Genomic DNA, 25,418 nt, shown 5'->3' on the forward strand with positions numbered 1-25,418 from the left:
CGACAAAAGTAAGATTTCTTCGATTAAAAACAAATAAAAACTTACATAAAACTGATTTTTATCATTTTTTATTACAGTGAAAAAGTGTATTTGCTTACAAAAACAATGCTTTTCTTTTAAAAAAATATATTACATTTAGTCTTGAAGAAACGGCATGTTATTTGTTGAAAAAATATGTATGAAAAAATATATCATCTTAATATTATGTTTAATTCCGTTACTTACGTATTCTCAATCAAATAAGTTCTTTAGAAAAGGAATGAGGGAAGCCGATTTAAACAAAAAAATAGCCCTTTTTACAGAAGCTATAAAATTGGATCCTAAAAACCTTGATGCTTATTTTTATAGAGGTATTGCGAAAAACGATTTGGGAAATTTTCATGGTGCCATTGTAGATTACTCTAAGATAATTGTTTTAAAACCAGATGCAGACACCTACTACAATAGAGGAAATTCTAGATATAGTTTAAAAGATTTTGTTGGGGCTAAGAGTGACTACAGTAAAGCCTTCGAAACAGACTCTACCTTTATTGATGCTCTTTACAGTTTAGGATGCGTAAAATATGACTTGGAAGAATATGAAGATGCTATAAAAGATTTTAGTAAAGTTATTAAAGTGGTTCCCGATCAACCAAAAACTTACATCTTAAGAGCCAGTGCATATAAAGCATTAAAAGAACACAAAAAAGCATTAAAAGATTACTCTCTAGCCATTTTAGCAGAACCTAGTGCTTATACATATTACAGCAGAGGGGTTTATTATCTGGATATTAATTACTACCAAAAAGCCAACATCGATCTAAACGCAGCTGTAGCTCTTAACAGAAATAATGCATTTGCATATTTTTATAGGGGTACATCGTACTTATTATTAGGCAAATATAATACTGCGATTTCAGATTTCACCTCTGCTTTAAAATTTGACTCCACAGATTTTGATGCACTTCTTGGTTTGGCATTAGCATATTACAAAACAGGAGATATTACTAATGCTAAATTGAATTTACAGAAAGCAAAGTCTATATTATCACCAGAAAAAGATATAAAAACTACCGGATTGTTCGATAATACTTATTGGTTTCAGAATAAATACTACTACTTTAATAATAATATTCAAGCCCTATTAAAACTGTAAAACTTAGTTTCCTTTAAATTTTAAAGGCAAGTGCACTACTTTCTTGGTTTCGAAAAAATCTTCAGTATAATAATCGCTTAAATTATATATTGTGGCTGTTTTATAATCTTGAAGTTCTTCACTTAAATCCCCTCCCTTTAGATACAATATGCCATTTTTAAGATCATGACTTTGTTGTTTCGTTATCTTACCTTTCACCCAACGTACAAATGTTGGCATGGCTGCTACAGCACGGCTTACAATAAAATCGTACGTATCCTTAATATCCTCCACACGGCTATGTGTTGTCTTTACATTAGTTAGCCCCAAACCACTAACAACCTCATCGACCACTTTTAACTTTTTGGCAATACTATCAACCAAGTGAAACGAGCATTCCGGAAAAAGAATAGCCAAAGGAATACCTGGAAATCCGCCTCCGGTTCCAACATCAAGAATCTTACTGCCTGACTTAAATTCTAAAACTTTTGCTATGGACATAGAATGTAAAACATGACGTAAATAAAGCTCATCAATATCCTTACGAGACACTACATTAATCTTTAAATTCCAATCCTGATAAAGTATTTCTAACTTTTCGAATTTTGAAATCTGATCCTCGGTCAGGTCTGGGAAATATTTTAAAATAAGCTCCATGCATGTTAAATTTTCAACAAAAATATACTTTTTATGTGCATATTTTTACAAAAATATGTTATAACTTAATTTGGTTTATACTTATCTTTGTCGGGTTAATAACAATGGGAATTTATTCCTTCTATATTTTAAATTAATAGCATGGGGAAACAAGCACTAACCTTTTCAAGAACTGATTCTGCGAAATTTTTCAAAACACTAAACAAACGTGTTAACGATTATTTTAAAGACAATAACATAAAACGAACAGGAAACTGGAAACTATATATTAAAGCCATAATAATGTTCTCTTTACTTATTGTTCCAGTTGTGTTAATCTTTACAATCGATCTCCCTACCTGGGCACAAGTTGTCCTTATGATGGTTGTAGGTGTTGGTATGGCCGGTGTTGGCATGAATGTTATGCACGACGCAAATCACGGTTCTTTTTCAAGCAAGAAATGGGTTAACAAATTGATGGGGAGCAGTATTTATATTTTAGCTGGGAATGATTACAACTGGAAGGTGCAACATAATGTTTTACATCATACTTATACTAACATACAAGGGCATGACGAAGATATTGATGCAGGTAGAATTATTCGTTTTTCCAAGCATACAAAATGGCTTAAAATTCATAAATATCAGAGATTCTATGCTTTTTTCCTATATGGTTTGTTAACAGTAAACTGGGCTATTACTACAGATTTTAAACAAACTTTCGTTTATTTAAAAAGAAAACTATCCTATGGTAAATTCCCTAACCCTGCTACGCAATGGACAAAATTAATTGTTGGTAAAATTATATATTATGCTATTTGGGTTGTTTTACCATTAGTTTTAGGCTTTACATGGTGGCAAGTTTTAATCGGCTTTTTTATTATGCATTACACTGCAGGAATTATTCTAAGTGTTATTTTCCAATTAGCTCATGTTATGCCTAATACAGAAATGCCTTTACCTGATGATAATGGTAACATGAAAAACACCTGGGCAATCCATCAATTATTCACAACATCAAATTTTTCACCTAAAAGTTGGTTAGTAAAATTCTATACTGGAGGATTAAACCGACAAGTTGAACATCACCTATTTGCTCAAATTAGCCATATACATTATGACAAAATAGCTAAAATCGTTAAAAAAACTGCAAACGAGTTTAGCTTACCTTATAATGAATATGATACCATTTGGAAAGCTATTGCAGAGCACTACAATCAACTAAAGCTTTTAGGTAAAAAGCCTAGTTTAGCCTAGAATTTACACTTCACAAAAAAGAAATATATAAAAATGAACTTATTATCAGATAGAATTTTGAATATGGCTACGTCTGCTACTTTAGCTATGGCAGCGAAAGCAAGAGAACTTAGAGGAGAAGGGAAAGATATTATTGGCTTAAGTCTTGGAGAACCAGATTTTAACACTCCAGATTTTATTAAAGATGCAGCTATTCAAGCTATAAACGATAATTACAATTCGTATACTCCGGTAGATGGCTATGTGGAATTAAAAGAAGCTATTATTACCAAATTTAAGCGCGATAACAACTTAACATATACCTTACCGCAGATAGTAGTTTCTACTGGTGCTAAACAATGTTTGGCAAATATAGCTGGTGTTATGCTTAACAAGGGTGATGAAGTTCTTTTACCATGCCCTTATTGGGTTAGTTATTCCGATATTGTTAAATTAAACGATGGGGTTCCTGTAGAAGTTAAAACATCTATTGACACCGATTTTAAAATGACAGCGGAGCAACTTGAAGCAGCCATAACACCGAATACTAAAATGATTTGGTTTAGCTCTCCATGTAACCCTAGTGGATCTGTATATAGTAAAGATGAATTAAGAGCTCTCGCTGATGTTTTGGTAAAACACCCGAATATTTATGTAGTCTCTGATGAAATATACGAGCATATTAACTATGTTGGCGGACATGCGAGTATGGCTGAATTTGACGATATGTACGATCGTACCATTACAGTAAATGGCGTATCTAAAGCATTTGCTATGACCGGATGGCGTATTGGTTTTATTGGCGCTCCAGAAAAAATAGCGCGTGCTTGCAACAAAATGCAAGGTCAAATTACAAGTGGAGCCAACTGTATTGCGCAACAAGCCGTAATTACAGCTCTTAATGCTTCTCCGAGCAAAGTACAATATATGATCGACGAATTTAAAGTACGTCGCGATCTTGTACTTGACTTATTAAATAATATTGAAGGCTTTAATTCTAACACACCAGAAGGTGCCTTTTATGTATTCCCAGATATTTCTTTTTACTTCGGAAAGACACTAAGAGGTAAAACAATAAATAATGCTACAGATTTTTCTTTGTATTTACTAGAAGAAGCTCTAGTAGCTACGGTAACTGGTGATGCATTTGGTAACCCTAACTGTATTCGTATATCTTATGCTGCTTCGCAAGAACAAATTATTGAAGCTATTAAGAGAATAAAGGAAGCTGTAAGCTAAGAATAGTAAATAAACGATCAATATAATTTAAAGGTCTAAAAAGTTGAGACTGTCTAAGTGTCATTCAGAACATAGTGAAGAATCTCTTAAAATTAAACACCTGTTTATTAATATGTTGAGATTTTTCGACTGCGCTCAAAATGACAATTCAAGAACTTTTTAGACCTTTTTTAATATGCAGTAAAATAAAGAATCAATGAAGTTGAGACCAGAAATACCACTCCAAACAGTACAATTTGTATTAACCTGTTCTTTTGGTTTTCTTTACCCAGTCTTTCTTTAATTTCCTTTAATTGATCTGGTGTTGCTTTTGGAAATTCAGCTAGTTTAACATTAGCATAACTACCTCCCAAAGCCGATTTTTCTTTTCTTTTTGATAAAAGACTCCTATTATTCTTTAAAGAATTGTTAGCAGCCATCATTGCCCCTTCTCCTCCCATAATTTCTAAGTATTTAAAATTTTACAATAAAATTGACACTTCAACAAAACACGTTTATTGAATGCAATTCAAAAAAATAAAAGATTATTTTGAGGTTAAGCTCAAAAGATCATCAGTTAACAATCGTAAAAAGCTGCTTTATATAATATGTAGCTAGTTTTATAAAAACGTTACAGTTTTTACAGACTACAAGACTATTTAAGAAAAGATTGTAATGAGAATAGTAGCAAAAACAGATACCTTTAAAAGGGTTTCTGCTCCGGAAGTAAATTTATGTTGACTATTTTTTAAGCGCTGCTTAATCCCAAAAAGAGTTTGTGACGTTATCTGGTTTAAATTCTTTGTTACTAATTTTTTGTAATTAGAGTTTAAGATACCTTCAGGCTTAATGTATTCAAATACTTTAGATTCAGGTAATGGTTCTAAATCTTGATCTGTTGATAATAATTCCATAATACTATTTTTAATTGGTTTATACAATGATGACGAACAAACAATTAAATTGTTACATAGAAGAAATTATTTACAAATAATTAAAATAGAAACAAAACAATTCTGTAATCACTTACAAACAAGATTTAAACCTGAAATCAAAAAACAAAAAAAAGCCACTGACTTAATCAGTGACTTTTATAACAACCTTTTGTTTAAATAATGGAATTCAATATAATAGCCCTTATTGCCATCAAAAAAACAAAACACAAATGAATGATATTTATTTATGTATTTATTGTGGTTTTACCACAATTTTTTCTTACATTAATAGGACTACAAAAAACAATCGATATTTTTGGTAGTAGAACAAAATAATTAGTTGAGCATGAACCCAATCAGCATTAATCTACTTATAATTGAAGACTCTGCTATTATAGCAAATGCTTATAAAAACATATTAAAAGAGATATCAAATGTTTCTTTTAATGTAACCTTTGCTAAAGATTGCGATGAAGCTGTGCAAAAAATTCAACGAATTAAAGCACAATTAATTCTTCTCGACCTTCAACTTCCAATTTCTAAAAACGAGCGCTTTATTTGCGGAGAAGACTTAGGGCTTTTAATAAGAAAGGTAATGCCTAATGCAAAAATATTAATATTAACGTCTGTTACAGACCAAGCAAGGGTTCAAAGCATTATTAACGAAATCCGACCCGAAGGTTTCATGATTAAATCCGATATTGATGGCGTAGAATTGAAAAATGCCATTTTGCAAACCTTAAAAGGGAAGATCTATTATAGCAAAACAATTGAGGGATATACACGTAAAACATATGCTAATCGGGTAGTAATTGATGACTTCGACAGACAGATATTATATCACTTATCTATGGGTGAAAAAACTAAGGATTTATCAAACTATATTCCGTTATCTACCAGAGCTATCGAAGTAAGAAAAACGAAACTAAAAAACTTGCTGGATACCAAAAACAATAAAAATTTCAACTTGGTAAAAGAAGCAAAAAAACTAGGATTTATTTAAAAACACTTGGTTATCTGTTTCGCCAGAAGAATGGTGTAAACAAAATAAGTACCGTAAAGAGTTCCAAACGACCAATAAGCATTAAAAAAGACGCCCACCACTGCGCTAGAGGAGGTAACGCCGAATAATTATTTACAGGACCAAATTCACCTAAAGCAGGCCCTACGTTTCCTAAACTGGAAGCGGCCAACCCTATTGACGATTTAAAATCGATTTCAAACATGGAAAACCCTAAAGCGCCAATAATAAACGACAACATATAAAGAATAAAAAACCCTAAGATATTAAATACAATATCTCCAGAAATAGCCCTTTTATTATAACGCACTGGTAAAATAGCATTAGGATGTAAGGTGCGCTTAAACTCTAAAAAGCCATTTTTTATCAATATTAAATGACGCACGACTTTTACGCCCCCAGACGTACTTCCCGCGGAACCACCTAGGAACATAATACCGAAAAAGAAAACCACCAACAGCGGTGTCCACATGGTATAATCTGCTGTAACAAAACCGGTTGTGGTAACAATAGCCAAAACTTGAAAAAGTGCATGCCTAAAAGCACTTTCCGCTTCACCCCAGACCATAGGATGCTCAATAGAAGATGCAGATACATCTGCTCTAAAATAAATAATGATTGCTGCTATAATTGTGAAAATTGCTATAAATTTAAAATAGAGCTTAAACTCTTCATCATTAATTATTTTTTGGACTTTTCCTTTAAAAGCAAAATAACTTAAAACAAAGTTAGTTCCTGCCAAAAACATAAATACAATAATAATGTACTGAATAATAGGCTGACCATTCCAATGTGCAATACTGGCATTTTTAGTAGAAAACCCTCCTGTAGACAATGTGCATAACGAATGATTAATAGCATCAAAAAAAGACATCCCTGCAACACTTAACAACAACGTTTCTGCGGCCGTATACCCAAAATAAATGAGCCATAAACGTTTGGCAGTATCTGTTATTCTCGGGTGTAATTTATCTGCACTCGGTCCAGGAGCTTCGGCAGCAAAAAGCTGCATGCCTCCAATTCCTAAAAGTGGTAATATGGCAATAGCTAAAACGATAATTCCCATACCGCCTATCCAATGCGTTAAACTACGCCAAAACAAAACACCTTTGGGCACAGCTTCAATATCATTTAGAATAGAGGCTCCGGTTGTTGTAAAACCAGACATGGTTTCAAAAAAAGCATTTGTAAAACTTGGTATGCTTCCAGTTAACACATAAGGTAACGTGCCAGAAAGCGCCATAATAATCCAACCAAAAGACACTACAATATACCCTTCTCGCTTATTCATTTCCTTTTTATGACGTCTGGTAAACACCATAGCCAAAAGGCCTGCGATTAAAGTAAAAATACCCGAAAAAAATAGTTGATAGGTTACCCCGTCTTTATAAAGTAAACTTACAAGAGCGGATAACAACATAAAACCGCCATTAAACAGCAGCAGTAGTCCGAAGAAATGAAAAATTATTTTATAATTTAACTTCATGTTACAAATGCATCTTAGCGAAATAGTTTCTCGACGCCTTTTATCGATTTGAGCAGACTGCAGACCACAACAAGGTCGCCTTCTATAATTTTAAAATCTCCAAGCGCAATTACCCCTAAGCCATTTCTAATAACCCCCCCAATAATTGCAGATCTAGGAAAATCAATATCTTTAATATACTTATTGCAAATAGCCGAAGTGGATTTTACTTGAAACTCTAACAACTCAGCATTCATGTTGCTAAGTTTGGTCATGGCAACAACCTCTCCTTTTCTTATATATCTAAAAATATTGTTAGCCGCTAATAGCTTTTTGTTTATCAGTGTTTCAATACCAACAGAATGCGATAATTCGAAATAATCCATATTTTCAACCAAAGCAACGGTTTTTTTAACCCCTTTAGATTTTGCTACTAAGCAAGACATAATATTGGTTTCAGAATTACCAGCAACAGCAATAAAAGCATCCATTCCACTAATATTCTCTTCATCAAGCGAATCAACATTTCGCCCATCGCTATGAATCACTAAAACATTTGGTAAATCATCGGCTATTTCGAAAGCACGATCCTTATCTTCCTCAAAAAGCTTTACATTAAATCCTTGATCGCTCAAGTCCCTGGCCGATTTGTAACCTATTTGGCTACCGCCCAAAATCATCACATTTTTAATATCACTGTTTGATTTCCCTGTTAGTCTGCAAAGCTCTTCTCCTCCGCCTTCAGAAGTAACAAATACTACATTATCCCCTCGTTTAAACTCCGTATTACCCCGTGGGATAATCGTGTACTGCGTTCCAAAACGTTGAATCGCAATAGGCACAAAATGAATTTCCGGGAATATTTTTGCAGCTTCTTTAACAGTCTTACCAACAAATGAAGCCGATCTGGACAATGTTAAACCTACCATAGTAAGTGCCCCGCCTTCAAATTCGTAAGTATCGTTAAAGGACGATTGTTTCAAAGATAATTTTATCTCAGACGCCGCCAAAGCTTCTGGAGAAATCAACTCATCAATACCAAACTTGGTAAATCCTACTTCATCCTTAAAGTTTATAAATTCTGTATTAGAAATTCTGGCAATGGTACGTTTGGCGCCTAATTGCTTAGCTAAAACACATACTGTAATATTAGTGGTTTCAATAGCAGTTACGGCAATAAACAAATCGCAATTGTTTACCCGAGCCTCTTTTAGTATAGAGATTGAAGTGGTATCTCCTCTAATAACTTTAATATCCAAATGGGCATCAGCATAAGCTAAACTTTCTTTATCTATGTCTATTAATGTTATTTCCTGAGATTCGTAAGACAGCAACTTTGCTAAATGAAACCCTACTTCACCAGCTCCTGCAATGATTATTTTCATTATTCAATTATCATAAAAAGTAGAACAAATATACTATAAAATACACATGCTGCATGAGATATTATAAATATAATGCTCACAACCCCTTTCATTATTGTCTTTTAAAAGCTTAAGGTTTCCCTCACAATATTTGTTTTAACAATTTTAGCCATTATGATTCATTTTGCCTTGAGTTAATATATAAAGTAAAAATAAATTATGTAGGTTTGCCAAAAATTTACAACATTGTCGAAAATTAAACCCTACAAAAACAGTGATTTAGGCAAAAAAGAGCAGGTCACTAAAATGTTTGATACTATTTCTGGAGATTACGACGGACTAAACCGTGTGATCTCTTTTGGAATTGACATTAAATGGCGAAAAAAAGTAGTAAAGATTGTTAAAGAAAATAGCCCCGAAACTATTCTTGACATTGCTACAGGAACAGGAGATTTAGCTATTAACCTTGCAGAAACCAATGCCTCAAAAATTGTTGGTTTAGACATAAGCAGTGGTATGCTGGAAATTGGCAAAGAAAAAATTAAAAAGAAAGCCTTAGAGTCTAAAATTGAAATGGTTTTAGGTGATAGCGAAAATATGCCTTTTGAGGATAATTCTTTTGATGCTATTACTGTAGCTTTTGGCGTAAGAAACTTTGAAACTTTAGAAAATGGCTTAAAAGAAATCTTTAGAGTTTTAAAACCAAATGGTACTTTCGTGATTTTAGAAACTTCTGTTCCATCTAAAACACCATACAAACAAGGGTATAAATTTTACACGAAATACATTTTACCCCTTATCGGAAAAATGTTTTCGAAAGATAGGAGCGCCTATAGATATTTATCAGAATCTGCTTCTGTTTTTCCATATGGTGAAGTTTTAAACAATATTTTGCGTAAAATTGGGTTTATTAATGTTGAGGATTTTCCACAAACTTTTGGTGTGGCAACAATTTATAAATCATCTAAGTAATAAACATGAAGCAGTTTTTTGCATTAATATCATTTTTATTTATACTACAAACTTCTAACGCTCAACTTTTTAGCAAGGAAAAAGTTGTTTACGACGCGAACCAAGGAAGAGGTTCTACAGATAATAGATTATTGCGTTGGGGGTATTTTTTAGGAATAAACAGTTACGACTTTAATTTCGACTATAAAGAAGATTTACGTGATATTTATGTAAAAAAGAGCCCAGGATTTAGTGTAGGTTTAATTGGAAACTTGCGTGTTAATAGTTTTATCGATTTACGCTTCGAGCCCGGTTTATTAATTACAACAAGAGAATTACATTATAGTCAAACACATTTTCCTTCAGGCTTTAAAAACTCAGATTTAATAAGGGAAGTTAAATCTACCTATGTACATTTTCCTTTGTTGGTAAAAATATCAACCAAGCGTGTTAACAATTTTAAACCTTTTGTTATTGGTGGGATTTCTACGGCTTTAAACCTATCTAATAATCAAGATAATCCTGAAGATAATAGTAGCGGACAATTTAGATCTAAAAAAAGTGCACTGTTTTATGAACTAGGGTTTGGTATAGATTTATACTTATATAACTTTAAGTTCACCCCTTCCATTCGTGGGCTTTTTGGTATAAGCGACGAACTTGTTAGAGACAAAGATCCTAATAGTCCTTGGACTAGTAATGTTGCCAATATGAAAACGAGAGGATTGTTTATTAATTTTACTTTTCAGTAGACCGTGTTCAGTGTTCAGTGTTCAGTGTTCAGTGTTCAGTAAAGTAGTTATTTGATATTTATTCTTCGTGCCCACCTACACGTAAAAATTTATTTTTTAGATATTCAAATCCTGTAATTCGAAAATTATATATTAATTCCAAGGATTATTAAACAAACACTTATCATAAGACTGATCACCAAAACTGCAAACACAACTGGCATACTGCTTACCAAACACCGATTACTGTTTACTGATTTCTGATTACTGCTTACTGATTACTGATTACTGAACACTACAACAAACTCCTCCTAAACTCACTCAAAAGAATAGCCGTAGCCGTAGCAACATTTAAACTTTCGGTAGCTTGCAAATCACCAAATCTGGGAATAGATATTTTTTCATTAATAAGAGCTTCAATGGCTTCTGAAACACCATTGGCTTCATTCCCCATTACCAAGACTCCTTTTTCCGGCAATTGCTTATTATAAACCGTTTCCCCTTCCATAAAAGCACCGTAAATTGGTAAACTTGTTTCATTTAAAAACAGTTCCAAGTCCACATAACTAATATTCACTCTGGTAACAGACCCCATAGTGGCTTGTATTACTTTCGGATTAAAGCAATCTACAGTTTCTTTACTACAAACCAAATCCTTAACACCAAACCAGTCACAAAGCCTAATAATCGTGCCTAAGTTTCCAGGGTCCCTAATGGCATCTAAAGCTATAATAAGACCATTTTGTGCAATTGGTTTTTCCTCCGGAATTTTAAAAATAGCCAGTGCCTTGTTAGGGGTTTTTAAAAAGCTTATACGTTTCAGTTCTGCCTCAGAAATTAAAATTTCACTTTTGGCATCAATATTGAAAGACTCTACCGTATATAATGCATGAAGCGCTAATTTAGATTGCAATAGTTCTTTTATTGTTTTAACACCTTCTACAACAAAAAAACCATGCTGTAGTCTATATTTTTTTTGCTTTAGACTTGTTATTAATTTTATATGGCTTTTAGAGAGCATGTAATCTAAATTAACGTAATATTTAATTTTATAAAGAAATGAAAAATACAGTGGTTTGGACTAAAATTATTTAAATATTTTTTTTCAGAAAAAACATCAAAAACCAGAATTCCAATTGAAAAATTTTAATAAATAATTGATGTTATATAGGTCCTTTGAAAAAAAATAAAAATAAACACTCGAAAAAATGTACTTTTGAGCCCATAATCAACAATATTTCTTTTAATTAAAGTCAACTTGTAAAACTTATAATTTGAATTGATTGAATATCATTTGAAAAGACGACTCTCAAAAATATTAATACTTGTACTGTTAATAGGGTACTTTTTATCTTGTGATAGCGTAAAAAGAGTTGCAGATAATGAACACTTACTTACCAATGCCAACGTTTTAGTAAATGAAAAAAAGGACAACACAGAAACCATAAATAATTTACTATACCAAAAGCCTAATAGAAAAATAGCAAGTATTCCGTTACGTTTGCACATCTATAACTTAGCACGTAATAATAGGGATTCGCTATTTGAAGTCTGGTTGGATAAAAATCCCAAGCGTAGGGCTCGATTAACCAAAAGACTATCTAAAAAACAATTAAACCAATTAAAAAACTCTGCCCTCGGGTTTAACAACTGGCTGCGAACCACAGGAGAACCTCCAGTAATTTTAGATGAAGTAAAAACAAAAAAAACTGTAAAACGACTTCAAGATTACTATATTAATCACGGTTGGTTTAATGTTAAAACCACTTACGATATTAAGCGAAATGAAAATAAGCGCGCTAGTATTAAATATCATGTAAAAACCGGAGTTCCCTTTATAATCGATTCTATTACAGAAAAAGTAAAATCACCCATTGTAGATTCTTTATACCAAAGAATAAAAAGAGAAGCCTTAATAAAATCGAACGAGCAGTACAAAACTGCTAATTTTGAGCAAGAACGAGATCGAATTTCTAACGAATTACGCAACTCTGGAGTATATCATTTCGATCAAGATTATATCACCTTCGAAATAGATACCGTTGGTACAAACAAGAAGGTTAATGTTGGCATTCAAATTCAAGACAGAGCCATTAGAACGCAAGATTCTATTAAACGAGAACCTTTTAAAATACTCAAAATTAAAGATGTTAATATCATCACAGATTACGCATTTGAAAAAAGAGGACAACCTTTCAAGGACTCAATAACCTATGAAGGCTATAAGCTTTATAGCTATGATAAAATACGCTATAAACCAGAAGCATTAACAGACGCTATATTTATAACACCCGGATCTGTTTTTAGAGATTTGGACAGAACTCGAACTTATAGACATATAAACGAATTACGGACCTTTAAATATCCAAATATTGAGTATATAGAAAATGCCGACAATACACTAACAGATACAATCAGGTTAACGCCTTTAAAAAAGTTCAGTTTAGGGTTTAGTGCCGATGCCTCGCAGAGTAATATCCAAACCGTTGGGTTTTCGTTAAACCCAAGTCTGTTAATTAGAAATATTTTTAGAGGAGCAGAAACACTGGAGGTTTCTGCAAGAGGATCTATTGGTGCTTCAAAAGATAAAAATAATATTGACGATCCGTTTTTCGATATTAACGAAATTGGTATAGACTTTAAACTAACCATACCCAGGTTATTTTTGCCTTTTAACACAGAACGAATAATTCCTAAATACATGTCGCCTGCAACACGTATTAGTTTATCTTCTACTGGGCAAACTAATATAGGGCTAGACAAACAAACCTTTACCGGAACTTTTAATTACAACTGGTATCCCAATGAAAAAGTAAGTAACAGACTCGATTTATTCAATGCACAATATGTTAGAAACCTTAATGTAAATAATTATTTTGGTATCTATCAGAATTCCTATAACACCTTAAATCAGGTTGCAAAAGATGTTAACTATATAGACTCGGATAGTGATTTAAATATTCCTGATGGTCAAACAGACGAGTTTTTAGAATACGCTTTAGCCCCCGAAACCCCGAGTGAGATTTCAAGTAGTCAATTAGCAACAATAAATAGCATTAACGAACGTAAGAACAGGTTAACAGAAAACAACTTGATTCTCTCATCAAGCTTTAGTTTTATTAACGACAAGCGTACTAACCTATTTGACGAAGACTTTTCAATTTTCCGTTTTAAACTAGAATCGGCAGGAAACCTACTTGCTAATGCTTCAAAACTCTTAGGGTTAAAAAAGGAAAGTAACGATAGGTATGAAATTTTTAATGTTGCCTATTCGCAATATCTAAAAACCGAATTAGATTATATAAAACACTGGGATTTAGGGAAAAAGAATGTACTGGCTATAAGAAGCTTTTTAGGCATTGCCATACCTTACGGAAACTCTACAAGTATACCTTTTTCTAAAAGTTTCTTTGCAGGAGGTCCAAACGACAATCGTGCCTGGACGGCGTATAGTTTAGGCCCTGGTAGCTCCAAAACCATTAATGAGTTTAATGAAGCAAACTTAAAAATAGCCTTAAGCGTAGAACAACGTTTTAATATATTCGAAAACTTAAATGGAGCCATCTTTGTTGATGCCGGAAATATATGGAATGTGCTGGATAATGTAGAAGATGAGAACGCCACGTTTACAGATTTCAATTCACTAGAAGATATTGCTATTGGTTCTGGTTTTGGTCTTCGCTACGACTTTAGCTTTTTTATATTCCGCTTCGATTTAGGGTTTAAAACCTATGATCCTTTTTATGGAGACAAAAACCGGTGGTTTAATGATTATAACTTCTCCAATGCCGTTTATAATATAGGTATAAACTATCCTTTTTAATGTCACAAGAACCCAATCTCCTAGTATTAAGTTCCATACAAAAACCTTTATTACATCTACCATAACCAACTTCCTTGTACTAGGCTTGTTTTCTATAGCAGAAAAAAGTAGTAATTCGATTACAGGTAATAAAAAATAAAAACTATAACGTTTTAGTGTTTTTTTAGTGTTTTCAAGTCATTAAATCACATTTATTTATTCAAAAAATGATTACTTTTGGCAACAATTATATACTAACTCAAAATTTAAAAAAAATGGGACATAATATAAAACCAGGAGTTGCTACAGGTCATGAAGTACAGGCAATTTTTAAACTTGCAAAAGAAAAAGGCTTTGCATTACCAGCTGTTAATGTAATAGGCTCAGATACAATTAATGGTGTATTAGAAACTGCTGCAGCTTTAAATGCTCCCGTAATTATACAATTCTCAAATGGAGGTGCTCAATTCAATGCCGGTAAAGGCTTAAGCAACGAAGGTCAAAAATCTGCTATCGCAGGGGCTATTGCAGGAGCAAAACATGTACATACTATGGCAGAAGCTTATGGTGTTCCTGTAATTTTACATACAGATCACTGTGCTAAAAAACTACTACCTTGGATAGACGGTTTATTGGATGCCAGCGAAAAACATTTTGAAGAAACTGGAAAATCACTTTTTAGTTCGCATATGATCGATCTTTCTGAAGAACCTATCGAAGAAAACATCGAAATATGTAAAACCTATTTAGAGCGTATGAGCAAAATGGGTATGACACTGGAAATTGAGCTTGGTATTACAGGAGGTGAAGAAGATGGTGTTGACAATACAGACGTAGACGATTCTAAATTATATACACAACCAGAAGAAGTTGCTTATGCATACGAAGAATTAAGTAAAGTAAGTGATCAATTTACTATTGCAGCTGCATTTGGTAATGTTCATGGTGTTTACAAACCTGGAAATGTAAAATTAACTCCAAAAATCTTAAAGAATTCTCAAGAATACATTTCTGAGAAATATGGTGTAGGAGAAAATCATATCGATTTTGTATTCCATGGTGGTTCTGGTTCATCTGTTGAAGAAATTCGCGAAGGTATCAGCTACGGTGTTATAAAAATGAATATCGATACCGATTTACAATATGCTTTCATGAGCGGTATTCGCGATTATATGGATGAAAAATCTGAGTATTTAAAATCACAGATAGGAAACCCTGACGGTGACGACGTACCAAATAAGAAATTCTATGATCCACGTGTATGGTTACGCTCTGGTGAAGTTTCTTTTATAGAACGTTTAAAAAAGGCCTTCGAAGATTTAAACAATGTAAATACGTTATAATTATAAGTAAATTTACTACAGTAATATAAAAAAAAGGCTCTGTAAAACGCAGAGTCTTTTTTATTTACGTTCTTATAATTCAAATAGTTATAAGTATTAAACTAAAAAAACATTAGGCTGTTACCTCTAAATTAAAAAAAGGTTTAATTTTGCGCTTAAGCTTTTGTTAATCATATCTAAGTAAAATTAGGGATACTTTAATAAATGCTACAAACAGTAATAATTTTATTTATAAATAAAATTATAAAAAGACAATTAATCCTTAACACGAATAACGTTTACTTAAGATTAAAAAAATCCAACAACCGTTAATCTAAAATCGTAAATCACTATGTCTTGGTTTAAAAGAAAAACAAAGGGAATTACCACAACAACCGAGGAGAAAAAAGACACCCCAAAGGGTCTTTGGTACAAATCTCCCACAGGTAAAGTTGTAGACGCAGAAGAATTAGAAAAAAATTTCTATGTAAGTCCAGAAGACGGATACCATGTACGCATAGGAAGTAAAGAATATTTCGAAATATTATTTGACGATAATAAATTTAAAGAACTAGACGCTAATTTAGAGTCTAAAGATCCACTTAAATTTGTTGACACAAAAAAGTATCCAGAGCGTTTAAAAGCAGCTCAGGACAAAACCAATTTAAAAGACGCCGTTCGTACAGCAGTAGGAAAATCTAAAGGAAAAGATTTAGTAGTGGCCTGTATGGATTTTGCTTTTATTGGTGGTTCTATGGGAAGTGTTGTAGGCGAAAAAATAGCCCGTGCAGCAGATTACGCATTAAAGAAAAAAATTCCTTTAATGGTTATATCCAAATCTGGAGGAGCAAGAATGATGGAAGCCGCATTGTCTTTAATGCAATTGGCTAAAACATCTGTAAAACTTGCACAGTTGGCAGAACAACAAATTCCATATATTTCTTTATGTACAGACCCTACTACAGGAGGTACCACCGCATCATTTGCCATGTTAGGCGATATTAACATTAGTGAGCCTGGTGCTTTAATTGGATTTGCTGGGCCTCGAATTGTAAGAGACACAACAGGAAAAGAATTACCAGAAGGTTTCCAAACAGCTGAGTTTTTGTTAGAACATGGTTTCTTAGATTTTATTACCGTAAGAAACGAGTTAAAAAATAAGGTAAATAAATATCTGGATTTAATTACAAATCAACCCTTAAGAGCTTAAAGCTAGAGGGCTGTATAAAACATAATGTCTGCTCGAGTACTTCGCTACTTGAGCAGACATCTTTAATTTATAAGCAGTTTTATACAACCTCGCTTCTTTTTAACAGATTCGCTTGCAAATCATTTTAAATTACTATATTTGCCGCTCGAAAGAGACACTTTCGGTTACATAACAATTATTTACAAAAATATTAGCATGTATTTAGATCAAAAAGAAAAAGAATCCATCTTTAAAAAGCATGGAAAAAATGCAAAAGACACTGGTTCTGCAGAAGGACAAATCGCATTGTTCACTTACAGAATCAATCACTTAACAGAACACTTAAAAAATAATCGTAAAGATTTTAACACAGAGCGTTCGTTAGTAAAATTAGTAGGTAAGCGTCGTGCTTTACTTGATTACTTAACTAAGAAAGATATCTTAAGATATCGTGCAATAGTAAAAGAATTAGGATTAAGAAAATAATGAAAAGAGGCTTAACAGCCTCTTTTTTGTTTTAGTATCACTATAAATAAAAGTGGTATAAAACAATATAACTCGAGCGTGAGAGTTTAAATTAACGCATTTTATGATTAAGCAGATCCTGTCTCACACTCTAGCAATCAAGAGGTCAGGGCACATAGTTTTTCATTGGTCACAACAACTACAACAACACAACGACCATTGTTTAATTAGAATTAAAAAAATTTATGATTCCACAAGTTTTTAAAGAGGTCATAGACCTAGGTGACGGTAGGGAAATTTCTATCGAAACCGGAAAATTAGCAAAACAAGCACATGGTAGCGTTGTTGTTCAATCTGGAAAATGTATGCTTTTGTGTACAGTTGTTTCCAATTATAAATCTTCGGATGTAGATTTCTTACCGTTAACGGTTGACTATAGAGAAAAATTTGCTGCAGCTGGACGATACCCTGGAGGTTTCTTTAAAAGAGAAGCAAGACCAAGTGATGGTGAGGTTTTAACCATGCGTTTGGTAGATCGTGTTTTACGCCCGTTATTCCCAAAAGATTATCACAGTGAAACACAAGTAATGATTCAGTTAATGTCTCATGACGAAGACGTTATGCCAGATGCTATGGCAGGACTAGCCGCTTCTGCTGCTATTCAATTGTCCGATTTCCCATTCGAATGTCCAATTTCTGAAGTAAGAGTTGGTCGTATTAATGGTGAATTCATCATCAATCCATCACTGGCTCAATTAGGAGAATCTGATCTCGATATGGTTATTGGAGCTTCAGCAGATTCAGTAATGATGGTAGAAGGTGAAATGGATGAGATTTCGGAAGAAGAAATGACCGAAGCTATCAAATTTGCACACGAAGCTATTAAAGTACAGTGTGAGGCTCAAGTTAAATTGGCAGAAGCTTTTGGTAAAAAAGAAACTCGCGAGTACGAACCAGAAAGAGAAGATGAAGCATTAGCTCAAAAAATTCATGACATGGCATACGATAAAGTATATGCTGTGGCAAAAGCAGGATCTTCTAAACATGAAAGAAGCGATGCATTTGAAGCTATTAAAGAAGAAATATTAGAAACTTTTACCGAAGAAGAATTAGAAGATTTCGGAGATTTAGTATCTAAATATTATAGAAAAGCAGAAAAAGAGGCTGTTCGCGACCTTACCTTAAATGAAGGGTTACGTTTAGACGGACGTAAAACCACAGATATCAGACCTATTTGGTGTGAGGTAGATTATTTACCATCAACTCACGGTTCTGCTATTTTTACACGTGGGGAAACTCAAGCATTAGCTACAGTTACTTTAGGAACTTCTAGAGAAGCTAACATGATAGATATGCCGTCATTCGAAGGCGAAGAGCGTTTCTATTTACACTATAACTTCCCTCCTTTCTCAACCGGTGAAGCAAGACCAATTAGAGGAACATCAAGACGTGAGGTAGGTCATGGTAATTTGGCTCAACGTGCTTTAAAAGGTATGGTTCCAGAAGACTGTCCATATACCGTTCGTGTAGTAAGTGAGGTGTTAGAATCTAACGGTTCGTCCTCAATGGCAACCGTATGTTCTGGTACTATGGCACTTATGGATGCTGGTGTTAAACTTAAAAAACCAGTTTCTGGTATCGCAATGGGACTAATCTCTGATGCCGAAACCGGAAAGTATGCTGTTTTATCAGATATCTTAGGAGATGAAGATCACTTAGGTGATATGGACTTTAAAGTTACCGGTACAGAAGATGGTATTACTGCATGTCAAATGGACATTAAAGTAAAAGGATTATCATACGAAATTCTTGTAAATGCATTAAAACAAGCCCGTGATGGCCGTTTACATATCTTAGGAAAATTAACAGATACCATAGCAGCTCCAAACGAGGATGTTAAATCTCATGCTCCTAAAATGGTAACACGTACGATTCCTAACGAGTTTATTGGAGCTCTAATTGGTCCTGGTGGAAAAGTAATTCAAGAATTACAAAAAGAAACCAATACCACTATTGTTATAAACGAAGACCCAGTTACTGAAGAAGGGATCGTTGAAATCTTAGGAACAGGACAAGAAGGTATCGATGCCGTTTTAGCAAAAATAGACTCATTAATGTTTAAGCCAGAAGTTGGTAGCGTTTATGAAGTAAAAGTTATTAAAATGCTTGATTTTGGTGCCGTAGTAGAATATATGGATGCTCCTGGAAATGAAGTATTATTGCACGTAAGCGAACTAGCTTGGGAACGTACAGAAAATGTATCTGATGTTGTTAACATGGGAGATGTTTTTGATGTGAAGTATTTTGGAATAGATTCCAGAACACGTAAAGAAAAAGTATCTCGTAAAGCTATTTTACCAAAACCGGAAGGTTATGTTGCAAGACCGCCTAGAGACAGCAATGGTCGTGATAACAGACGTAAAGATAATCGTGGACGCGACAATCGTAATAGAGACAATCGCAGAGACGATAGAAAACCAAAAGAAAATAATACAGAAGATTAATTCCTCAAATTTTATTTTGGAATATAAGCCCCAACCAATTTTAACTGGTTGGGGCTTCTTTTTTTTACCATATTCTTAAACAAGACTCTTACAACTTCCATATAACTATTTGATTATAAAAGTTATTATTTTCAAAAATATACAAGATGAATTTATCTTATGGTAATAAAAACGTTTAGCATATACATAATAGTCATTTTATGAGAAGCTCTACAGCATAAGAAGCAAAACTACCCTACTTGTAAAACACTAATAATCTTACCTTTATATTATTTTTACTATTTTTGTACCTCCCACCAGTATTTAAAAACCCTCGTTTAATGAAAAAAAAGCTATCGTTATTTTTCGTTGTGCATACCTTTTTATGGTTTCAAAATGTACAATCCCAAGATTTTTCAATCTCAAAAGATAGCGTTACAGAAATACTCACACAATCATTTTTCGAATCTACTCATAATGAATATGAAGCAGCCTTAAAACTGCAAAATTTTGCTTTAGAATGGGGTAAAAAGAAAGCAAACGATTCTATAATTGGAGAAGCCTATGATTGCATAGGTAGCACTTTTTATATGATGGAGAATTATGATAAAGCTGAACTTAATTACAAAAAGTCTAAAGAATTTTTACAAAAAGCCAATTATACATCATATATGGTATACCATTATAATAATATGGCGAGTTTATACTATCAATTAGAAAAATTTGAGGAATGCAAACAACAATTTCTATTATCAAGAAAAATTGCACTGGAAATTGAATCTACCGTCCATGCCCTTGGACCAACATACAACATTGCACTTTTATACTATAGAGAAAAAAAATATGATGAAGCTTTTCCTTTATTCCAAGAGGCCATAACATACTACCAATCTAATGCGGGGCAACAACCTAATATTTTAGAAGAATGTTATAATAATATTGCTGCTATATATAAAGAAAGAAAACAATATGAAAAAGCTTTAAAAACACTAACTATAGTTGATTCATTAGGTAAATCGAGGAATAATTATTCTGAATTAATTAAGGCTGAGAGGCTGAAATATAAGATTTATCAAATAAAGAATGATTATAAATTAAGTGATAAATCCCTTACAAAACAAATTGAATATCTAGAACTTTTTTCAAAAGAAAATGCTATAAAGCTTCAAAAAAAAACCAAGCTTGAGCAGCAGCTTATGGATCAAGAAAAAACAATAACATTAACTAAACAAATAAATAAGGCTCAAACAAACACCATAGTCCGCACTAAACTTTTTAGTATTATTCTATTTATATTATTTATTACCACCTCTATTATATCATACTTATTATCTAGAAGTAACCAAAAACGAAAAAAACTTAATAAAAAGCTTATTAAAAAAAATTCACAACTTATTAAAGTCAAGAAAAAAACAGAATATGCATCTAAACTAAAAACAAATTTTTTCTCTACGATTAGCCACGAATTAAGAACACCTTTATATGCCGTTACTGGCATTACTGATATCCTAATTGAAGAAAATCCTAAAACAGAACAAAAGCATTATCTAAAAACTTTAAAGTCCTCTGGTGAATATCTACTTGCTTTAATTAATAATGTACTACAAATCAATAAATTTGATTCGGACGAGATCGAAATAAACACCATAAGTTTTAATTTAAAAATTTTAGTAGGTAACATAAAAAATTCTTTAAAATATTTAAAAAAAGAAAATAATAATGTTATTGATATAGATATAAAAGATAACGTACCTCTCCTTCTAAAAGGAGACTCTCTAAAACTTAATCAAATTATTATCAATTTATTAAGTAACGCCTTAAAGTTTACACATAATGGAAATGTTATATTATCAATTAGATTAAAAGAAAAAATAGGCAATAAAGTAAAACTAAAATTTAGCGTAAAAGACAATGGTATAGGTATTTCTAAAAAATTACAGCATCGTATTTTTGATGATTTTTATCAAGAATCAATACTTTTAGAACGTAATTATGAAGGCACTGGTTTAGGGTTAGCTATAGTTAAACGATTACTCAAAGCTATGGGGAGTGATATTAATGTAAAAAGCAACAGAGGTGAAGGTTCAAATTTTTATTTTGATCTGGTTCTAGAAGAAGCAAGCGAACGTTATAGAACAAATTCCAATGTTAGTACACATGTCGATCTATCCTCCAAGCACATTCTTGTAGTTGATGATAATAGTGTTAATCAAATGATTACGAAACGTATTCTTGAAAATAAAAAAGCAAAAGTCACTGTTGCAGATTCTGGTATTAAAGCCATAAAATATGCAGAAGATAATTTATATGATGTTATTTTAATGGATATACATATGCCTAAAATGAATGGATATACGGCAACTCAAAATATTAGAAGGTTTAATTCTACGATTCCTATTATTGCATTAACAGCAATAAAACTAGACGAGAATAAAGAAAAAATTTATACATCGGGAATGAACGGTATCATTGTAAAACCTTTCAGATTAGAAAACTTCCTTACCGAAATACAAAAAGCAATTTCATTATAATTTACTCTTTAAAATATAGCACAGCTTCTTAACAAAAGTTAAGAATGGTGACTTTTTTAGCTTTTTTGGGTCTAAGTTATAGTAAATGAAAAATAATTTGAAACTTTTTGTAACATTATACGACATATATACGTATAACCACTGAAAGCCCAAATAATCAGATATTCAATAAAAAAATCACAGGAGAACTTTAGATGAGACAACTTAAAATTACGAAGCAGGTAACTAATAGAGAGACTGCATCGTTAGATAAATATTTGCAGGAAATAGGCAAGGTTGATTTAATTACTGCCGACGAAGAAGTAGAATTAGCTCAACGTATAAAAGCGGGAGATCAGGTGGCTTTAGAAAAGTTAACCAAAGCTAATTTACGTTTCGTAGTATCGGTAGCTAAGCAATATCAAAACCAAGGTTTAACATTACCAGATTTAATTAATGAAGGTAACCTAGGTTTAATTAAAGCGGCACAACGCTTTGATGAAACTCGTGGTTTTAAATTTATATCTTATGCCGTATGGTGGATTCGTCAATCGATTTTACAGGCTTTAGCCGAACAATCTCGTATTGTACGTTTACCATTAAACAAAATTGGTTCTATTAATAAAATTAATAAAACATTTGCTTTTCTTGAGCAAAGTCATGAGCGTCCTCCAAGTGCAGAGGAAATTGCAAAGGAGTTAGACATGACTATTAACGACGTTAAAGAGTCTATGAAGAACTCTGGTCGTCACGTAAGTATGGATGCGCCTTTAGTTGAGGGTGAAGATTCTAATTTATACGACGTATTAAATAGTGGTGAATCTCCAAATCCAGATAGAGAATTATTACATGAGTCTTTACGTACCGAGATTGAGCGTGCTTTAGAAACTTTAACGCCTAGAGAAGCTGATGTTATTCGCTTATACTTTGGTTTAGGTAACCAACACCCAATGACTTTAGAAGAAATTGGTGAAACATTTGATTTAACACGTGAACGTGTAAGACAAATTAAGGAAAAAGCGATTAGAAGACTTAAACATACTTCCAGAAGTAAAATATTAAAAACATATTTAGGATAGAGCTTCGGCTCATTTCAGCTACCATTATAGTAGTTTGAGACCTAACAGATGCTCACTGAACGTAATTGAAGTGACATTTTTAAAATATATATTTAGGTCAGTAAAGTTTTTACGACTAAATATTACCACAACAAACAGTTACACATAACTGTTCGTTTTTTGATTGATGAAAGAACCCCCGGCTGATTACCGGGGGTTCACTTTTTATACACCTATAGTAAAGAAAAGATTACGCAGATTAATAGAAATTAGTTCTACTATTAAGCTATTTCATATTTTTTTGTATTTTAGATTAAATCAACCACTCGATGTTAAAGACAATTTGCTATATCAGTGATTCATGTCAAGATGAATCACTAACCGCTCTCAAAGCTTTATATGCTCAAGCAAAAAAGAATAATTCAAAATATAATATAACAGGGGTCTTAATCTACTCTAACGAAAACTTCCTGCAAGTTCTCGAAGGTGATTCAGATAGTGTTGATGCTACTTTTAAAAGAATAAGTTTAGACAGAAGGCACAAAAATATTTTTAAAGTTATTAATATTGATATCCAGCAACGTATTTTCGAAGATTATAATTTTGGCTTCACAATTGTTAATGACAGCAAAGAACTTGACAAACTTTACGAATACCTAGAATGGTTAAGAAAGGCAGAGAATACACTGGCTAACAAAGTTGTTAACATGGTTGAAAATTTTATTGCTCAAAAACTACCCAAAGGTTGAGTAAAACAATTATTTTTGCCGAATAAACTAAAATTAAATGGGTTCTAAATTAATTGCACCGTCAATTCTGGCAGCAGACTTTGCAAATCTTCAACGCGATATAGAAATGGTTAACGTTAGTGATGCCGACTGGTTTCACATCGATATTATGGATGGTGTATTTGTGCCTAATATTTCTTTTGGGATGCCTGTTTTACAAGCCATAGCAAAGCATGCTAAAAAAACCATAGATGTGCATTTAATGATTGTTGACCCAGATAGGTACATTAAAACTTTTGCAGAATTAGGCAGCGATATACTTACCGTACATTACGAAGCTTGTACACATTTACACAGAACCTTGCAAGCCATAAAAGCCGAAGGCATGAAAGCTGGCGTAGCACTAAATCCGCATACCAATATAAACGTGTTGGAAGACACTATAAATGATATAGATTTGGTTTGCATAATGAGCGTAAACCCTGGTTTTGGTGGCCAAAGCTTTATAGAGAACACTTACAATAAAGTTTCTCAATTAAAAGAATTAATTACGCGTAAAGGAGCTTCAACAATCATTGAAATTGATGGAGGCGTTACAAACAAAAATGCAAAATCACTTGTTGATACTGGCGCAGATGTTCTGGTTGCCGGAAGCTATGTATTTAAAAGTAGCGATCAAGTTAAGACTATAAAAGACTTAAAAGCATTGGCTAATTCTTAAAACTGCTTTAGCAAATAGTTTATTAAATCTGTAGTCGTTACAATACCAACCAAGAGCGAGTCATCTACAACCGGTAATGCATGAAATTCATTTTTAGATAAAATTTCTGCCACTTCCTTTATTGTTGTATCACTTGAAACACTTATCAGGTTTTTAGTCATTACCTGCTCTAAGGAAAACATATTGTAAACTACTGTATCAACACCATATTCATCGTCTGTAGCATCGGCAAAACTAATTCTAAGTAAATCGGTATAACTTAACATACCTAGTATTGACTCATTGCTAACTACTGGAATATGTCTAATTTTATGCTTTTTGAAAAGTTTTTCAGCTCTTTCTAAAGTATCTGATCTCCTCAATGCAATAATATCCGTACTCATTATCTCTGAAACTGGAGTTCTTCTTTTCATCGTCCTAGATTTTAAATTCTACCTTAAAAATAAACAGGAATACGAAAATAAAGTAT

Annotated in this window: 22 protein-coding genes; 15 read left to right on the top strand and 7 right to left on the bottom strand. The window is 32.7% G+C overall.

What is annotated here, in order from left to right:
* Positions 1-178 precede the first annotated feature (178 nt).
* Positions 179-1,135: a tetratricopeptide repeat protein gene (locus C1H87_RS06870; RefSeq protein ID WP_158655142.1), complete on the top strand. Its 957-nt coding sequence runs from the start codon at positions 179-181 to the stop codon at positions 1,133-1,135.
* A 3-nt stretch (positions 1,136-1,138) separates the two neighbouring features.
* Here C1H87_RS06870 and rsmG read toward each other — a convergent pair whose 3' ends face one another.
* The gene (rsmG, locus tag C1H87_RS06875; RefSeq protein WP_102755103.1) at positions 1,139-1,771 is read right to left on the bottom strand and encodes a 16S rRNA (guanine(527)-N(7))-methyltransferase RsmG; all 633 of its coding nucleotides are present in this window, start codon (positions 1,769-1,771) and stop codon (positions 1,139-1,141) included.
* Positions 1,772-1,912: 141 nt separating this feature from the next.
* Here rsmG and C1H87_RS06880 point away from each other — a divergent pair, with 141 nt between their 5' ends.
* Positions 1,913-3,007: a fatty acid desaturase family protein gene (locus C1H87_RS06880; RefSeq protein WP_102755104.1), complete on the top strand. Its 1,095-nt coding sequence runs from the start codon at positions 1,913-1,915 to the stop codon at positions 3,005-3,007.
* A 33-nt stretch (positions 3,008-3,040) separates the two neighbouring features.
* Positions 3,041-4,225 carry a pyridoxal phosphate-dependent aminotransferase gene (locus C1H87_RS06885; protein ID WP_102755105.1) on the top strand — a complete coding sequence of 395 codons (1,185 nt, stop codon included), beginning with the start codon at positions 3,041-3,043 and terminating at the stop codon, positions 4,223-4,225.
* Positions 4,226-4,395: 170 nt separating this feature from the next.
* On the opposite strand, the gene C1H87_RS06890 is transcribed toward C1H87_RS06885, so the two are convergent.
* Together C1H87_RS06890 and C1H87_RS06895 are read right to left on the bottom strand one after the other, a co-directional pair.
* Positions 4,396-4,665, bottom strand: coding sequence for a hypothetical protein (locus C1H87_RS06890; protein ID WP_102755106.1), 270 nt, complete (start codon positions 4,663-4,665; stop codon positions 4,396-4,398).
* A gap of 198 nt (positions 4,666-4,863) precedes the next feature.
* Positions 4,864-5,118, bottom strand: a complete 255-nt coding sequence (locus tag C1H87_RS06895; protein WP_102755107.1) for a hypothetical protein — start codon at positions 5,116-5,118, stop codon at positions 4,864-4,866.
* A gap of 367 nt (positions 5,119-5,485) precedes the next feature.
* Here C1H87_RS06895 and C1H87_RS06900 point away from each other — a divergent pair, with 367 nt between their 5' ends.
* Positions 5,486-6,142: a response regulator gene (locus C1H87_RS06900; protein WP_102755108.1), complete on the top strand. Its 657-nt coding sequence runs from the start codon at positions 5,486-5,488 to the stop codon at positions 6,140-6,142.
* Positions 6,143-6,152: 10 nt separating this feature from the next.
* Here the strand turns inward: C1H87_RS06900 and C1H87_RS06905 are convergent, their stop codons facing one another.
* Positions 6,153-7,646 (bottom strand): TrkH family potassium uptake protein, encoded by a 1,494-nt coding sequence (locus tag C1H87_RS06905; RefSeq protein WP_102755109.1) that lies wholly within the window; start codon positions 7,644-7,646, stop codon positions 6,153-6,155.
* Between the two features lie 14 nt (positions 7,647-7,660).
* Positions 7,661-9,010 carry a Trk system potassium transporter TrkA gene (gene trkA, locus C1H87_RS06910; RefSeq protein WP_102755110.1) on the bottom strand — a complete coding sequence of 450 codons (1,350 nt, stop codon included), beginning with the start codon at positions 9,008-9,010 and terminating at the stop codon, positions 7,661-7,663.
* Positions 9,011-9,235: 225 nt separating this feature from the next.
* On the opposite strand from trkA, the gene ubiE reads away from it, so the two are divergent.
* Positions 9,236-9,961 carry a bifunctional demethylmenaquinone methyltransferase/2-methoxy-6-polyprenyl-1,4-benzoquinol methylase UbiE gene (gene ubiE, locus C1H87_RS06915; RefSeq protein ID WP_102755111.1) on the top strand — a complete coding sequence of 242 codons (726 nt, stop codon included), beginning with the start codon at positions 9,236-9,238 and terminating at the stop codon, positions 9,959-9,961.
* A gap of 5 nt (positions 9,962-9,966) precedes the next feature.
* A complete protein-coding gene (gene porT / locus C1H87_RS06920; protein ID WP_102755112.1) occupies positions 9,967-10,692 on the top strand; it encodes a type IX secretion/gliding motility protein PorT/SprT in 726 nt (241 codons plus the stop codon).
* Between the two features lie 274 nt (positions 10,693-10,966).
* On the opposite strand, the gene C1H87_RS06925 is transcribed toward porT, so the two are convergent.
* Positions 10,967-11,692: a TrmH family RNA methyltransferase gene (locus C1H87_RS06925; protein WP_102755113.1), complete on the bottom strand. Its 726-nt coding sequence runs from the start codon at positions 11,690-11,692 to the stop codon at positions 10,967-10,969.
* Between the two features lie 273 nt (positions 11,693-11,965).
* Between C1H87_RS06925 and tamL the strand changes: the two genes are divergently transcribed.
* The 9 genes from tamL (at position 11,966) to rpe (ending at position 24,949) form a co-directional block, all read left to right on the top strand.
* On the top strand, positions 11,966-14,494 hold the full coding sequence (gene tamL, locus C1H87_RS06930) for a translocation and assembly module lipoprotein TamL (RefSeq protein ID WP_102755114.1): 2,529 nt from the start codon (positions 11,966-11,968) through the stop codon (positions 14,492-14,494).
* A 254-nt stretch (positions 14,495-14,748) separates the two neighbouring features.
* On the top strand, positions 14,749-15,816 hold the full coding sequence (fbaA, locus tag C1H87_RS06935) for a class II fructose-bisphosphate aldolase (protein WP_102758197.1): 1,068 nt from the start codon (positions 14,749-14,751) through the stop codon (positions 15,814-15,816).
* Positions 15,817-16,147: 331 nt separating this feature from the next.
* Positions 16,148-17,005 carry an acetyl-CoA carboxylase, carboxyltransferase subunit beta gene (accD, locus tag C1H87_RS06940; protein ID WP_102755115.1) on the top strand — a complete coding sequence of 286 codons (858 nt, stop codon included), beginning with the start codon at positions 16,148-16,150 and terminating at the stop codon, positions 17,003-17,005.
* 195 nt (positions 17,006-17,200) lie between these two features.
* A complete protein-coding gene (gene rpsO, locus C1H87_RS06945) occupies positions 17,201-17,470 on the top strand; it encodes a 30S ribosomal protein S15 (RefSeq protein ID WP_102755116.1) in 270 nt (89 codons plus the stop codon).
* A gap of 224 nt (positions 17,471-17,694) precedes the next feature.
* Complete coding sequence (locus C1H87_RS06950) at positions 17,695-19,953, top strand: polyribonucleotide nucleotidyltransferase (RefSeq protein ID WP_102755117.1); 2,259 nt, start codon at positions 17,695-17,697, stop codon at positions 19,951-19,953.
* A gap of 320 nt (positions 19,954-20,273) precedes the next feature.
* Complete coding sequence (locus tag C1H87_RS06955) at positions 20,274-22,463, top strand: tetratricopeptide repeat-containing hybrid sensor histidine kinase/response regulator (RefSeq protein ID WP_102755118.1); 2,190 nt, start codon at positions 20,274-20,276, stop codon at positions 22,461-22,463.
* Between the two features lie 194 nt (positions 22,464-22,657).
* The gene (locus C1H87_RS06960; protein WP_042497104.1) at positions 22,658-23,521 is read left to right on the top strand and encodes a sigma-70 family RNA polymerase sigma factor; all 864 of its coding nucleotides are present in this window, start codon (positions 22,658-22,660) and stop codon (positions 23,519-23,521) included.
* Positions 23,522-23,829: 308 nt separating this feature from the next.
* Positions 23,830-24,249 (top strand): BLUF domain-containing protein, encoded by a 420-nt coding sequence (locus C1H87_RS06965; RefSeq protein ID WP_102755119.1) that lies wholly within the window; start codon positions 23,830-23,832, stop codon positions 24,247-24,249.
* Positions 24,250-24,286: 37 nt separating this feature from the next.
* On the top strand, positions 24,287-24,949 hold the full coding sequence (rpe, locus tag C1H87_RS06970; RefSeq protein ID WP_102755120.1) for a ribulose-phosphate 3-epimerase: 663 nt from the start codon (positions 24,287-24,289) through the stop codon (positions 24,947-24,949).
* Here the strand turns inward: rpe and C1H87_RS06975 are convergent.
* Positions 24,946-25,362 (bottom strand): CBS domain-containing protein, encoded by a 417-nt coding sequence (locus C1H87_RS06975; protein WP_102755121.1) that lies wholly within the window; start codon positions 25,360-25,362, stop codon positions 24,946-24,948. The genes rpe and C1H87_RS06975 overlap by 4 nt on opposite strands.
* Positions 25,363-25,418: the final 56 nt, after the last annotated feature.

The sequence above is a fragment of the Flavivirga eckloniae genome (assembly GCF_002886045.1).
Lineage (GTDB): Bacteria > Bacteroidota > Bacteroidia > Flavobacteriales > Flavobacteriaceae > Flavivirga > Flavivirga eckloniae.

Excerpts from the sequence above, each read along its gene's own strand:
- C1H87_RS06870 (WP_158655142.1), top strand. The coding sequence starts at position 179 with ATGAAAAAATATATCATCTTAATATTATGTTTAATTCCGTTACTTACG.
- rsmG (WP_102755103.1), bottom strand. The coding sequence starts at position 1,771 with ATGGAGCTTATTTTAAAATATTTCCCAGACCTGACCGAGGATCAGATT.
- C1H87_RS06880 (WP_102755104.1), top strand. The coding sequence starts at position 1,913 with ATGGGGAAACAAGCACTAACCTTTTCAAGAACTGATTCTGCGAAATTT.
- C1H87_RS06885 (WP_102755105.1), top strand. The coding sequence starts at position 3,041 with ATGAACTTATTATCAGATAGAATTTTGAATATGGCTACGTCTGCTACT.
- C1H87_RS06890 (WP_102755106.1), bottom strand. The coding sequence starts at position 4,665 with ATGGGAGGAGAAGGGGCAATGATGGCTGCTAACAATTCTTTAAAGAAT.
- C1H87_RS06895 (WP_102755107.1), bottom strand. The coding sequence starts at position 5,118 with ATGGAATTATTATCAACAGATCAAGATTTAGAACCATTACCTGAATCT.
- C1H87_RS06900 (WP_102755108.1), top strand. The coding sequence starts at position 5,486 with ATGAACCCAATCAGCATTAATCTACTTATAATTGAAGACTCTGCTATT.
- C1H87_RS06905 (WP_102755109.1), bottom strand. The coding sequence starts at position 7,646 with ATGAAGTTAAATTATAAAATAATTTTTCATTTCTTCGGACTACTGCTG.
- trkA (WP_102755110.1), bottom strand. The coding sequence starts at position 9,010 with ATGAAAATAATCATTGCAGGAGCTGGTGAAGTAGGGTTTCATTTAGCA.
- porT (WP_102755112.1), top strand. The coding sequence starts at position 9,967 with ATGAAGCAGTTTTTTGCATTAATATCATTTTTATTTATACTACAAACT.
- C1H87_RS06925 (WP_102755113.1), bottom strand. The coding sequence starts at position 11,692 with ATGCTCTCTAAAAGCCATATAAAATTAATAACAAGTCTAAAGCAAAAA.
- fbaA (WP_102758197.1), top strand. The coding sequence starts at position 14,749 with ATGGGACATAATATAAAACCAGGAGTTGCTACAGGTCATGAAGTACAG.
- accD (WP_102755115.1), top strand. The coding sequence starts at position 16,148 with ATGTCTTGGTTTAAAAGAAAAACAAAGGGAATTACCACAACAACCGAG.
- rpsO (WP_102755116.1), top strand. The coding sequence starts at position 17,201 with ATGTATTTAGATCAAAAAGAAAAAGAATCCATCTTTAAAAAGCATGGA.
- C1H87_RS06950 (WP_102755117.1), top strand. The coding sequence starts at position 17,695 with ATGATTCCACAAGTTTTTAAAGAGGTCATAGACCTAGGTGACGGTAGG.
- C1H87_RS06955 (WP_102755118.1), top strand. The coding sequence starts at position 20,274 with ATGAAAAAAAAGCTATCGTTATTTTTCGTTGTGCATACCTTTTTATGG.
- C1H87_RS06960 (WP_042497104.1), top strand. The coding sequence starts at position 22,658 with ATGAGACAACTTAAAATTACGAAGCAGGTAACTAATAGAGAGACTGCA.
- C1H87_RS06965 (WP_102755119.1), top strand. The coding sequence starts at position 23,830 with ATGTTAAAGACAATTTGCTATATCAGTGATTCATGTCAAGATGAATCA.
- rpe (WP_102755120.1), top strand. The coding sequence starts at position 24,287 with ATGGGTTCTAAATTAATTGCACCGTCAATTCTGGCAGCAGACTTTGCA.
- C1H87_RS06975 (WP_102755121.1), bottom strand. The coding sequence starts at position 25,362 with ATGAAAAGAAGAACTCCAGTTTCAGAGATAATGAGTACGGATATTATT.